We start from the raw sequence: 13,191 nt of genomic DNA, 5'->3' as shown, positions 1-13,191 counted from the left end.
TCGCTTGATAAAGGAATAACTATCAATGATGGGGAAATGCTTTATCCTTATTAATAATAAAGAATTGATAAAAAGAAAATTATTGAGGGCCAAGCAAGTAAAGCAAAATTGATCCACATTGCCAAACAAAACCGTTCAGATGATCCGTTAAATTGTTTAAAGAAGTCTTAAGCCTTTTTTGGAAACTTTTTGGGTATTATCTACCTTCATATAAAAATTACAAAATCAAAGTTGATATATGGATTTGAATAAGTTAGACACAGACCTAACCGCTATTGTAGAGAAGAGGATTGAGTTAAGCAAAAAGACTTATGCTGACCCTGAATATGATGATATTGAGGAGGAAGTGCATGATTTGGAAGATGATTTCAATGAAGAGTTTGGCGATCAATTGGAAGGAGAATTAGAAAAAATATACGATAAGCTAGATTCAGATACAGATATATTGCTCCCTTCGGCTTATTTGGCCAATAAATACACCCCCATGCAACCTGATGCCCATGGAATTATTTCTTATGAAGTAAAAGGAAAAGAAGGGGTGCCTATCGAATCCGAACAATTTGATGGCCAGGATGTAAGAATCGTTCTGATTCCCAATCCAACTCGATTTGTGATGCAGATCAATGGTGTTTCTTTGAAGGATCTTTGGAGGTCCAGATAAAGGCAAAATAGAAAAAACCGGAAGCCTAAAAGTTTCCGGTTTTTTTGTGCCTCAATCATATTCTTATTCTTAGAAAAGTAGGAACTACGATTTTATTATTGAATTAATTGATTCTTGAGTTATCTGCTTCCAAACCTTGATTTCGATTTTTTGATTGTAATTAAAACTTGCAGATGGGGATTCAGTTAAATGGTTAACCAATTAACCATTAACTGGGGACCCGTAAAAATATTTGAGTTATTCCAAATAGGCCCTAGATTTATTAAGGACAAAGTAACGGACCCACCCAACAATTAATAATTAATACCCCAACTTTCCCCTTACTTTAGCCAGCATATTTTGGGCTTGTTCCCTGGCTTTTGCTTCCCCCTGTTCCAACTTACTTTCCAGTTCATCCAGGTTATTCATATAGTAATCGAAGATTTTTCGTTCTTCTGCAAATTTTTTCAATATCAGGTCCAGCAATTCCTTCTTGGCATGACCATATCCAAAGTTTCCTCCCTGATATTTTTGCCTCAATTCCTCGGTTTGGTCCGGATTGGAAATTAAGCTGAAGATTTTAAATACATTGCAAGTGTCTGGGTCTTTAGGGTCCTCCAAAGGAGTGCTATCGGTAACAATGCTGTACACATTTTTCTTCAGTTGTTTGGCCGGTAAAAAAATGTCGATATAGTTATTGTAGGATTTGCTCATTTTTTGACCATCAGTACCTGGAATGGTCATCAGTTCCTGCTTAATTTGGGCCTCGGGCAGGACAAAAATTTCCTCTTCCATCAAGTGATTAATGGTATTGGCAATGTCCCGGGTCATTTCCAAATGTTGTTGCTGATCTTTACCCACAGGGACCAGGTCCGCACCAAATATCAGAATATCAGCAGCCATCAATACTGGATAAGTAAATAAGCCTGCATTGACATCAGCAAGTCTATCCGATTTGTCCTTAAAGCTATGGGCATTGGCCAGCATGGGATAGGGAGTGAAGCAACTGAGGTACCAGGTCAACTCTGCAATTTCGGGAATACGGGATTGCCTGTAAAAGACTGTTTTGGAAATGTCCAGCCCAAAAGCCAGCCAGGCAGCTGCTACTGCATGGACGTTTTGTTTCCTTTGAGCCCCATCTTTGATGGTGGTGAGAGAATGGAAATCTGCTATAAAAATGTAGGATTCGTTTTTCTCCTTTTTGGTCAGTTCAACTGCAGGAATAATGGCCCCAAGGATATTTCCCAAATGAGGCCTTCCAGAACTTTGAATGCCAGTAAGTACTCTTGCCATCAGTTAAATTTTTGACGCAAATTAAATAAATATACACACAAATCGCCTTAATTTTCCCGTTATTTGTGCATATGAAACAGATTTGCCTTGTATCCTTCGTTTTTGTATCAATGTTATTATTTGGCTTTTCCGTTAAAGGTCAGGGACTTGAGAAGTATCCTTTGATTTGGGAAAGGTCCCAAATTGAATTGGGGTCGGTCCTTGAGGAATACGGAGAGGTAACCGCAGAATTTTATGTTTTGAATAACGGCCTAAAACCAGTGGTTCTCAAGGAAGTTGCGACAGATTGTGGTTGCACCACTGCTGACTATACAACCGATACTTTGTATCAGGACAAAATTGGCCGGGTAAAAATTGCCTATGATCCTCAGGGCACGGGTGGAAGGTTCAAAAAGGAAATCATTGTCCGGAATAACCTGAACCCAAAAGGAGACACCCTTTACCTGGAAGGATATGAAATTCCTCATCCTGAAAAAGTTGCCCAATATTACAATTCCCGGGTAGGAGATCTTGGTTTCCGTTTTAGCTCTATCAATATGGGAGAGGTGTTTACCAATAAGCCTAAAATCAAATATGTGGATTTTTATAACTTTAAAGATATGCCCATCACCCTCGATGAGCAAAGAAACCACTTGCCTGAGCATTTAAAAATTAATATGATTCCAGCGATTGTGCCTGCAAAATCCAGGGGCTTGCTGGCCATACAATATGATGGAGCAATTAAAAATGATTTGGGCTTTTTTGATGAAATTGTTCCATTCCACATTGAGGCTAATGGTGATCAGGAAATCGAGCTACGGCTTTTGACTACCGTTCATGAATACTTTGATCCGGTGCCTAAAAGTGAAGTGGATAATATTCCCAAACTGGCGATTTCTGAAGTGGAAGTGGATCTGGGAAAAATTTCCAGCAATAGGGTAGTGTCAAAGTCCATAAAACTGACCAATATTGGTGAAAAACCAGTCAATATCCGAAAAATAGTGACCAACTGTGATTGTGTTGATTATGAACTGAAGACAATGGACCTATTGCCTGGGGAGGATATGGATTTGCTGATAACATTTGATCCTAAGGGAAGGTTAGGAATTGACCATAAGACAGTGGCAATTTTCAGTAATGATCCCTTAAACCCGACAAGGACTATCGTGATCAAAAGCAGGATCGACTAGGTGGTTTAAGGTTGGAAAGTTATTAATGTTTTAAGATTAGAATGTTAGGGTTCAGATTAATCATGCATTGCCGGGTATAAATTGCCTATGACCTGATCATAATATCTTCACCAAGTCAATCACCAGTTCCATTCAAAAAATTCATGAAAAAAATAAATCGATGATTTAAAGGATTGGAATAAAAAATAAGTTTCCCATATACCAAATACTACAATTACCTTATTTACCGGTCCTTGTGTACATCGTACTTTGTACCTGGTACCATTGGAGACCAAATTTAGAATCTTTAAACTGCTATCCTTCTACGAAATCGTTGAGAAAATTCGTGCCAGAAAAATTACTTAAATGCCTGTATTCCCGTAATCTCCTGCCCTAAAATCAACAGGTGAATATCATGAGTTCCTTCGTAGGTGATGACTGATTCAAGGTTCATCATGTGGCGCATCAGGGAGTAATCTCCTGTAATGCCCATTGCTCCATGGATTTGGCGGGCTTCCCGTGCGATGTCCAATGCCATGGCTACATTATTTCTTTTGGCCAGGGAAATCTGGGTGCTTGTGGCTTTATCTTCATTCATCAACTTGCCCAATCTCCAAACCAATAATTGGGCTTTGGTAATTTCTGTAAGCATTTCTGCTAATTTCTTTTGGACTAATTGAAAAGATCCAATGGGTTTGCCGAATTGAATCCGTTCTTTAGCATACCGTCTGGCGGCATCAAAACAATCCATGGCCGCACCCAAACTGCCCCAGGCAATTCCATATCGGGCTGAATCCAGGCACATCAACGGGGCTCCCAGGCCGGATTTTCCAGGTAATAAATTTTCTTTTGGCACTTTTACATTGTCGAATACCAATTCACCAGTAGAAGAAGCTCTCAAAGACCATTTTCCATGGGTTTCGGGAGTGGAAAATCCCTCCATGCCTCTTTCCACGATCAGTCCGTGGACCCTTCCTTCTTCATTTTTTGCCCATATTACTGCAATGTCCGCATGGGGAGCATTTGAAATCCACATTTTGGAGCCATTGAGCAGATAATGATCTCCCATGTCTTTGAAATGGGTTTTCATTCCAGCAGGGTTGGAGCCATGGTCGGGTTCGGTCAGGCCAAAGCAGCCCAGCATTTTTCCGGCAGCTAATGGGGGTAAATATTTCTTTTTTTGGGCTTCTGAACCCATTTTATAAATGGGATACATCACCAAAGATCCCTGGACAGAAGCAGTGGACCGCATTCCGGAATCACCCCGTTCGATTTCCTGCATGATCAGGCCATAAGATATGTAATCCAATCCACCTCCCCCATATGCTGTTGGGATTTGCGGTCCGAAAGCGCCTACTTCTCCAAACTTTGGGACAATTTCTGGAGGAAAATGAGCATCCTGTGCCCAGGATTCGATATAAGGGGAAACCTCTTTTTTAACAAAATCCCTAATGGAATTCCGGATTAATATTTGCTCTTCAGTAAAAAGTTCATCGACCAGGTAAAAGTCTACTCCTTCAAAAAGGTCCTGGTGTGAAGAAGATTGTTTGGATTGAATTGCCGCCATGGAATTTTGGTTTATTGGGTTTTTAAATAGATTTTTGCACTTTCTATCTTATGAATTTGTTAACTTCTAGCTTATATCAATAAAGTAAGAAGTTTGATAAAAAGCCATAACAAAAGCGTAAAAAAATCATCCATGAATAGGGAGCAGCCTCCTAAAGAGATCATTGAAAAGATTCACCAGCTTCACGAAAAATTCAAAGCTTCTGGACAGGATTTGTCTTCCTATCTGGAAGGTTTATTATATGCTGATTACCTGACCTATTGGGATTATATTAACCTTGATACCTTATTGACCCTTCAGCAGCCTAAAACTTCCTTCAAGGACGAAAAAATCTTTATCATTTATCACCAGATCACAGAACTTTATTTTAAGCTGATCATTTGGGAACTGGAACAGATTGCTGGACAGGAAGAAATTAAGGCTGCTTTTATGAAAGAAAGATTGGATCGGGTGATCATGTATTTTGATCAGTTGATTTCCTCTTTTTCGGTAATGTGGAAGGGGATGGAAAAAGACCAATTTTTAAAATTCCGCATGTCCCTTTTGCCTTCCAGTGGCTTTCAGAGTGCACAATACCGGATGATTGAGATCATGTCCACAGAAATCCAGCATTTGGTCAATTTAAAGGAAAGGGAAGAATACCGGGATATCAACTTGACCAGTGTGGACAGTTTGTTTGATATTTTATATTGGCAATTCGGGGCCAAAGAACTCGCTACCGGGGAAAAGACCCTTACTCTGAAAACTTTTGAGCAGAAATATGGCAAAAAGCTCAAAGAGCTGATCATGGCTTATAGGAAAAAGAATATCTGGAAAACCTATCTAAAATGTCCGGACAAGGATGAAAAGCTGACGGGGATGATGCGGACCTATGATATGAAGGCCAATATTTTTTGGCCCTTGGCACATTATAAATCAGCCGTAAGGTACCTGCAGCGGGACCCTGGGGATATCGCTGCCACAGGAGGTACCAACTGGCAAAAATATTTGCCCCCCCGTTTTCAAAAGGTGATTTTTTATCCTGAACTTTGGTCTGACCAGGAGATAGAGGAATGGGGTAAAGGCTGGGTTGTACGGGAAGTTTTTGGCAAGGAAGAATAAAATTAGCTATATCCGAGATGAAGTGACTTCTTTTCCTGAAAGAATAACATTGTTCAATTTTAAGGATAAATACCTTACCTGATGAAAAAAGAAATCCAATTTCGGCTCAGCCCCAGAGAAGCCTTTGATGAAAAGGTTTTTGAGAAAAAGGTCCTCAGTGAACTAGGTCTCCATAAAGGGCAGGATAATATTCAAATTCGCCAAACAAAAAGATCCATCGATGCCAGGGGACGTCAGGTAAAAGTCAATGTTTCCGTAGAAACTTTTATCAATGAAGAACCCAGTAGCAGGGTAATAGGGGAATACCGGTATAAAAATATAGAAAATGCCTCGTCCGTCATCATTGTCGGCTCCGGGCCTGCCGGGCTTTTTGCTGCTTTGCGGGTTATTGAGTTGGGAGGAAAACCCATCATCCTGGAGAGGGGGAAGGATGTTAGGAGCCGAAGAAGGGATTTAGCCGCCATCAATAAAGAACATTTGGTCAATCCAGAATCCAATTATTGTTTTGGGGAGGGGGGCGCCGGAACTTATTCGGATGGAAAACTTTATACTCGCTCAAAAAAAAGAGGGGATATCAGAAGGGTACTGGAAATCATGGTGAAATTTGGTGCAACTGAGCAAATTTTGGTAGATGCCCATCCCCATATCGGTACCAACAAATTACCAGGGTTGGTGAAAGCTTTGAGGCAACAGGTGCTGGATGCAGGGGGAGAGATCCATTTTGATACCCGTGTAGATAACATTATATTAAATGGTAATGAAGTAATTGGCGTGAAGACGCAGGAAGGTGAAACTATTAAGGGATTGGGAGTAATACTGGCAACAGGCCATTCTGCAAGGGATATTTACCATTTGCTTTACCAAAAGAAAATACTGTTAGAAGCCAAACCATTTGCCTTAGGAGTGCGGGTGGAACATAATCAATCCCTGATTGACAGTATTCAATATCATTGTGCAGGGGACCGAGGACCTTATTTGCCTGCTTCTTCTTATTCTCTGGTACAGCAAACCTATTTTGAAGGAAAGCAAAGAGGGGTGTTTTCTTTTTGCATGTGTCCGGGTGGTTTTATTGTTCCTGCAGCTACTTCCCCAGGAGAATTGGTTGTCAATGGGATGAGTCCCAGCAGGAGGGATGGAAAGTTTGCCAACTCAGGGTTGGTGGCTGCTGTTGAACTTGAAGATATCCCGGAATTTGCCCAATTTGGGCCATTGGCTGCTATGGAATTTCAAGCAAAAGTGGAAAAAACCGCCTGGAAAGCAGGAGGGAAAACACAAGTTGCACCTGCACAGCGTTTGTTGGATTTTGTTGAGAATAAAGAAAGTCAAAATTTGCTGGAAACCTCTTACCAACCCGGGTTACAAACTTCCAATATGAATGAAGTATTACCCCCATTTATTGCCGTTAGGCTAAGGGATGCATTTATTGCATTTGGAAAAAAAATGAAGGGTTATCTTTGCAATGAAGCGCAAATAATTGGTGTGGAAAGCAGAACCAGTTCCCCGGTCAGAATCCCAAGAGAAAAGGATTCTTTTGAACACCCCCAAATCAAAAGATTGTATCCATGTGGTGAAGGGGCCGGTTATGCAGGTGGCATTGTTTCTGCGGCCATGGATGGGGAGCGTTGTGCTGAAAAAATAATGGAAAAATATGGAAAATGATTTGACCAAAAAAAAGACCCTAATAGTAGGAGTAAGTCAGAATACTTCCCGCTATGCTTATTCTGCCACTGAAATGCTCCAAGAGCATAAAGTCCCATTTGTTCCCATTGGAATAAATAAAGGGGAAGTCTTTGGGAAAAAAATTAAAAACCTCAGGGAAAAGCCAGAGATCTCGAATGTACATACCGTCACACTATATATCAACCCTGAACATCAAAAAGAATGGGAGGATTACCTGATTTCTCTGAAGCCCAAACGGATTATTTTTAATCCTGGAGCAGAAAACCAAGCTTTTGCCGAAAAGGCAAGAAAAGAAAATATAGAGGTGAAAAATGCCTGTACCATGGTCATGTTAAGCACAGATCAATTTTAAGGAAAAAGGCATCTTTAGAAAGGTCAATTTTTGAGGATTTTTAGCGGTTTTATGTCAAAAATGTCGTATTATTAGAGGTTGAAAGTGCAATTGAAGGTAGAGGATTTTATCCTCTTTATTCGTTTATAAATCCAATTATGAGTAAAGAACAAGAGTTGAAAAAGGGGGAATATTCTGCAGGGAATATTCAAATATTAGAAGGATTAGAAGCAGTAAGGAAAAGACCCGCCATGTACATTGGCGATATAGGTATTAAAGGGCTCCACCACCTGATTTGGGAAGTGGTGGATAACTCTATAGATGAAGCATTGGCGGGACATTGTGACACGATCCGTGTAACAATATTAGAGGATAATTCCATTTTGGTTCAGGATAATGGCCGTGGGATTCCTACCGATATTCACAAAAAGGAAAACAAATCAGCTTTGGAGGTGGTAATGACCGTCCTTCATGCGGGGGGGAAATTTGATAAGGACACTTATAAGGTTTCTGGAGGGCTCCATGGTGTGGGGGTTTCCTGTGTAAATGCCCTTTCTGCGCATCTTAAAGCCACAGTGCATCGTAATGGGAAAATTTTTGAACAGGAGTACTCCAGAGGGGTACCGCAAACCGATGTGAAGGAAGTCGGGACTACTGAAGATCGAGGTACCACCATCCATTTTAGACCGGATGAAGAGATTTTTTCAGTAATTGATTACAAATATGAAACCATTGCAACCCGGTTGAGGGAAATGGCCTTTTTGAATGCTGGTATTAGGATTTTTCTCCAAGACCTTAGGGACTTGGATGAGGATGGAAATCCCAAATCAGATGAATTTTTCTCAGAAGGTGGTTTGGTTGAATTTGTGGAATATCTGGATGAAACCAGGGAAAAAATAATTGAAGCCCCCATTTATATTGAAGGGGAGAAAAATGGAGTTCCGGTTCAAGTGGCTATGAGCTATAATTCCTCATTTTCAGAAAATGTTGTTTCCTATGTGAACACCATTAATACTTATGAAGGCGGAACCCATGTCTCAGGTTTCAGAAGGGCTTTGACCAGGACTTTGAAAGGGTACGCGGATAAATCCGGGATGCTGGATAAACTGAAAGTGGAGGTTTCGGGTGATGATTTCCGGGAAGGTCTGACCGCAGTTATTTCCGTGAAGGTTGCCGAGCCACAGTTTGAAGGCCAGACTAAAACGAAACTGGGAAATTCCGAGGTTGTAAGCGCCGTGGATAGCTCAGTTTCTGAAGTATTGCAATACTGGTTGGAAGAGCATCCCAAGGAGGCCAAGGTGATTGTAGGCAAAGTAGTTTTGGCTGCACAGGCAAGACATGCTGCGCGTAAAGCCCGTGAAATGGTTCAACGAAAAAATGTCCTTGGTGGGGGAGGGCTTCCAGGAAAGCTGGCTGACTGTGCCAATACGGACCCCAAAATTTGTGAACTGTACTTGGTGGAAGGGGACTCAGCAGGTGGTTCCGCCAAACAAGGCAGGGATAGGGATTTCCAAGCCATATTGCCATTAAAAGGAAAAATCCTTAATGTGGAAAAAGCCCATGAGCATAAAATTTATGATAATGATGAGATAAAGAACATTCTTACCGCACTAGGTGTTAAGTTTGGTACAGCTGAGGATGAAAAGGAGCTGGACCAAACAAATCTTAGGTACCATAAGATCATTATCATGACCGATGCTGATATTGATGGTTCCCATATTCGAACACTGATATTGACCTTGTTCTTCCGGTACATGAGGTCCTTAATTGAAAATGGTTATGTGTACATTGCCCTTCCTCCATTGTATTTACTAAGAAAAGGAAAGGACGAAAGGTACTGCTGGACGGAGGACGAAAGGGTAGCTTTGACCAAAGAGATGGCCAAAGATGGAAAAGTTGACAGTGTGGGCATTCAGCGCTACAAAGGGCTTGGGGAAATGAACCCGGAACAATTGTGGACCACGACAATGGATCCTAATTCAAGGGCATTGAAACAAGTTACAATAGATTCTGCTGCAGAGGCCGACCACCTGTTTAGTATGTTGATGGGTGATGAAGTGGCCCCAAGGAGGGATTTTATAGAGAAGAATGCCAAATACGCAAAAATCGACACTTGATGGTCAAGGACGTATAAGAAACTCAAGGGGCGATTAGCCCCTTTTTCGTTTTACTTTCCGGTAATTTTGGAACATTTTTTATTATTTAAAAACCGTACAGAAAGGTGTTTAAGGAAATGGAATTAATTCAAAAAAATAGATTTGAAGGCAAAATAGATAGCAGTGACCTGATAAGTCGGGATTTGAGTTGGTTAAAATTTAATGACCGGGTACTGGATCAGTCTAAAAAAGAGAGTAGATCGATTTTCGAAAAACTCAAATTTATGGCCATCACTGCCTCTAACCTAGATGAATTTTTTATGATCCGGGTAGGGTCTTTGTATAATTACCTTGATTATGATAAAGAAAGAATAGATTACTCTGGGTTAAGGGAAGAACCTTTCAAGGCCAAGTTGATGGAGGATTCCCAAGAATTTCATAAAAAGCAGCACTCCCATTTTATGGGAGAAATTCTACCTAAAACCAAAGCCGAAGGGTTTATCCTAAGCAATGTCAAAAACCTGAAAATAGAGGAGCAGGAGTACATAAAGGAATATTTCCATAAAGCAGTATACCCCATGCTCACTCCCATGGTTTTTGATGGCTACCATACCTTTCCCATCTTGATGAACAAGCTCCTTATTTTTGGAGTAGTGACGATCAATCCAGGGGATAAAAAGGACAATAGAAAGCTTTCTTTTGTTCAAATCCCTTCTAATATCCCCCGGTTCTTTGAGATTGAAAGAGGAGATTCGGTGATTTTTGTTCCTATTGAGGAAGTCATAAGAGAGCACATCGTTTCTCTATTTAGAAATGTCATTATAGAGTCCATTAACCTTTTTAGGATAACCCGAAACGGGGATTTTACCTTGGAGGAAAGTGAGGATATGGATTCCAATTTTTTGGAGGAGGTAAAAAGAAAATTAAATGAGCGGAAAACCGGCCGGGTGGTTCGGATTGAAATTGAGGAAGGCTATAGCCGCTGGATGATCAATCTTCTGAAAGATCGTTGGAACATCATGGATGACGGGATCTTTATGGTGGACCGGAGGAGTATGCTTGATTTTACCAGCTTTTGGCAGATTATTGGGCATAAACGGTTCAAGGATAAAATTCCCCAAATGCCTTATCCGGTTCCTCCGGTATCCTATCCGGAGGCGGGGTCCCAGGATATTTTCCAAGTGTTAAAACAAAAGGATGTATTACTTCACCATCCTTACAACAGTATAAGCCCCATCTTGAATTTGCTGGAAAAGGCAGCTGAGGATCCTAATGTGATGGCTATTAAAATGACCATTTACCGTCTTGCCAAACATTCCAGTGTTACCCATGCTTTGCTAAAAGCAGTGGAAAATGGAAAACACGTTTCTGTTCTTTTCGAGGTAAAGGCAAGATTCGATGAGGAAAATAATATTCAGGAGGCTAAAAAACTCCAAAAGGCGGGGTGTTTTGTGATTTACGGGGTCAGTAATTTCAAAACCCATACTAAATTGCTTCTGGTTGTCAGGAAAGATGAAAACAAAGTAACCCGTTATGTCCACCTTGGTTCCGGAAATTATAATGAGGATACGTCAAGGCTTTATACGGATTTGGGGCTATTGACCACAAATGAAGTCCTGGCCAATGACGTGTCAGAATTCTTTAATGTAATCACCGGCCATTCCATGCCTTCTACTTACAAAAATCTGATTACGGCTCCTATGGGAATGCGGAGTCAGTTAATCAAATTTATAGAAGATGAAGCTGAACATGCTAGAAAGGGCTTGCCTTGTGGTATTTTTATCAAGGTAAACAGTTTAGAGGACAGTGAGATCATTTATGCCTTATACCGGGCTTCCCAATCGGGAGTTCCCATTAAGTTAATTGTCCGTGGGATTTGCTGTCTTCGTCCTGGAAGGAAGGGCCTGAGTGATAATATTGAAGTGTATTCTATCGTCGGGGATTTTCTGGAACATTCCAGGATATACCATTTTCATAATAATGGAGACACCAGGACTTATGTCGGAAGTGCGGATATGATGGTAAGGAGCTTTGAAAAGCGTTTGGAATCCTTGTTTAGGGTCCAGGATGAAAACCTTGAAAAGCAACTGATGAATATCCTTGCTTACAATCTAAAAGATAATATCAATTCCTACAGGATGTTAGAGGATGGGACTTATGTGGCCAAAGAACCAAAAGAAGGGGAGGAGGAATTTAATATTCACCATGAGTTTTTTCATGTGACCCAGGAAATAATAGATAAGGTTCAGTTAATTGAATCTGAGGTGAAATCTATTGAGGAAGCCGAGGAGACAGAAGAAACCAAAAAAGCCCATTAAATAATGGGCTTTTTTACTTGATTTCTTTCAAATAAAACATTCATTACCCCATCTTTTAAGCCCACATCCGGGACGATCATTTTACTGGCTTTGGCAGCTTCCATAGCTGCCAGGTAAATATTCGAAGCAGGGATGATGACATCTGCCCGGTCGGGATTGAGGTTGAGTACATTGACCCTTTCCTCATAGCTAAAACCTTCCAGATAGGATTTTATTTCCTGGATTTTGGCAATGTCTAAGTAGCGTTTGTTTTTCCGGGGTTTGGTAAGTTCAAAAACCTTGTTGATATTTCCCCCTGTGCCAATGCAGGTGATTTTGTGTTTCAGGTCAATGTTTTCATGAATAAAATCCCTCATGCTTTTCCATACTTTAGGAGAAACATCCTCATCCAAGGTTCGAACTGACCCTATTTTAAATGATTTGCTGGCAATTTTTTTCTGGTTGGTGTAAATGTTTAGCTCGGTGCTACCACCACCTACATCCACATGGAGATAAGATTTGTTATCAATATAATTCCATAGGGCAATATTGATCAGGTCGGCCTCCTTGTTCCCGTCAATGATTTGAATTTTAAGGCCTATGTCCTGTTTGACTTCCTCAGCGATATCCCGGCCATTTTCAGATTCCCTCATTGCCGAAGTGGCACAAACCATATAATCATCCACTTCATACAGGTCAATCAAAAGCTTAAAAGCCTTCATAAGCTTAACAAACTTTCTCCTATTTGGGTCGCTGATTCTTTTGTCATGAAAGACATCCATCCCCAGCCTCAGGGGAAACCTTACATATTCTAATTTTTTAAAATTGATATTGCCATTGTAATGGGTGACGTGAGTGATTTGCAATCTAATGGCATTGGATCCAATGTCTACAGCTGCTAATTTCAAAGGTCTCTTTCTTAGTTACGTTTAAACTTTTCCCCGATATAAAATTTCATGGGCTTGCATGTTTTTGTGCCCAATGATTAACGAGGTTTTTAAGGTTATAAATGTAAAATAAAAAGAGGGGAATTTCACC

General features: G+C 40.6%; 10 protein-coding genes. 7 read left to right on the top strand and 3 right to left on the bottom strand.

Annotated elements, in window-relative coordinates; translation table 11 throughout:
- Positions 1-238 precede the first annotated feature (238 nt).
- Positions 239-661, top strand: a complete 423-nt coding sequence (locus QWY93_RS17580) for a hypothetical protein (RefSeq protein ID WP_290249718.1) — start codon at positions 239-241, stop codon at positions 659-661.
- A gap of 300 nt (positions 662-961) precedes the next feature.
- Here the strand turns inward: QWY93_RS17580 and trpS are convergent, their stop codons facing one another.
- Positions 962-1,933: a tryptophan--tRNA ligase gene (gene trpS, locus QWY93_RS17575; RefSeq protein ID WP_290249717.1), complete on the bottom strand. Its 972-nt coding sequence runs from the start codon at positions 1,931-1,933 to the stop codon at positions 962-964.
- Positions 1,934-2,004: 71 nt separating this feature from the next.
- On the opposite strand from trpS, the gene QWY93_RS17570 reads away from it, so the two are divergent.
- Positions 2,005-3,102 carry a DUF1573 domain-containing protein gene (locus tag QWY93_RS17570; RefSeq protein WP_290249716.1) on the top strand — a complete coding sequence of 366 codons (1,098 nt, stop codon included), beginning with the start codon at positions 2,005-2,007 and terminating at the stop codon, positions 3,100-3,102.
- Positions 3,103-3,439: 337 nt separating this feature from the next.
- Here the strand turns inward: QWY93_RS17570 and QWY93_RS17565 are convergent, their stop codons facing one another.
- Positions 3,440-4,648 (bottom strand): acyl-CoA dehydrogenase family protein, encoded by a 1,209-nt coding sequence (locus tag QWY93_RS17565; RefSeq protein ID WP_290249715.1) that lies wholly within the window; start codon positions 4,646-4,648, stop codon positions 3,440-3,442.
- Positions 4,649-4,780: 132 nt separating this feature from the next.
- Here QWY93_RS17565 and QWY93_RS17560 point away from each other — a divergent pair, with 132 nt between their 5' ends.
- The 5 genes from QWY93_RS17560 (at position 4,781) to ppk1 (ending at position 12,174) form a co-directional block, all read left to right on the top strand.
- Positions 4,781-5,749 carry a tryptophan 2,3-dioxygenase family protein gene (locus QWY93_RS17560; protein WP_290249714.1) on the top strand — a complete coding sequence of 323 codons (969 nt, stop codon included), beginning with the start codon at positions 4,781-4,783 and terminating at the stop codon, positions 5,747-5,749.
- An 81-nt stretch (positions 5,750-5,830) separates the two neighbouring features.
- Positions 5,831-7,408 carry an NAD(P)/FAD-dependent oxidoreductase gene (locus tag QWY93_RS17555; protein WP_290249713.1) on the top strand — a complete coding sequence of 526 codons (1,578 nt, stop codon included), beginning with the start codon at positions 5,831-5,833 and terminating at the stop codon, positions 7,406-7,408.
- Positions 7,398-7,781: a CoA-binding protein gene (locus QWY93_RS17550; protein ID WP_290249712.1), complete on the top strand. Its 384-nt coding sequence runs from the start codon at positions 7,398-7,400 to the stop codon at positions 7,779-7,781. Before QWY93_RS17555 ends, QWY93_RS17550 begins: the two co-directional genes overlap by 11 nt.
- 137 nt (positions 7,782-7,918) lie before the next feature.
- Complete coding sequence (gene gyrB, locus QWY93_RS17545) at positions 7,919-9,877, top strand: DNA topoisomerase (ATP-hydrolyzing) subunit B (RefSeq protein ID WP_290249711.1); 1,959 nt, start codon at positions 7,919-7,921, stop codon at positions 9,875-9,877.
- 116 nt (positions 9,878-9,993) lie between these two features.
- A complete protein-coding gene (gene ppk1 / locus QWY93_RS17540; protein WP_290249710.1) occupies positions 9,994-12,174 on the top strand; it encodes a polyphosphate kinase 1 in 2,181 nt (726 codons plus the stop codon).
- On the opposite strand, the gene QWY93_RS17535 is transcribed toward ppk1, so the two are convergent.
- Positions 12,171-13,061 carry a Ppx/GppA phosphatase family protein gene (locus QWY93_RS17535; RefSeq protein WP_290249709.1) on the bottom strand — a complete coding sequence of 297 codons (891 nt, stop codon included), beginning with the start codon at positions 13,059-13,061 and terminating at the stop codon, positions 12,171-12,173. The two genes, ppk1 and QWY93_RS17535, sit on opposite strands and share 4 nt — an antisense overlap.
- Positions 13,062-13,191 lie beyond the last annotated feature (130 nt).

Origin of the sequence: Echinicola jeungdonensis (assembly GCF_030409905.1) — a bacterium.
GTDB lineage: Bacteria > Bacteroidota > Bacteroidia > Cytophagales > Cyclobacteriaceae > Echinicola > Echinicola jeungdonensis.
This window is presented reverse-complemented; position numbering and strand designations above follow the sequence as displayed.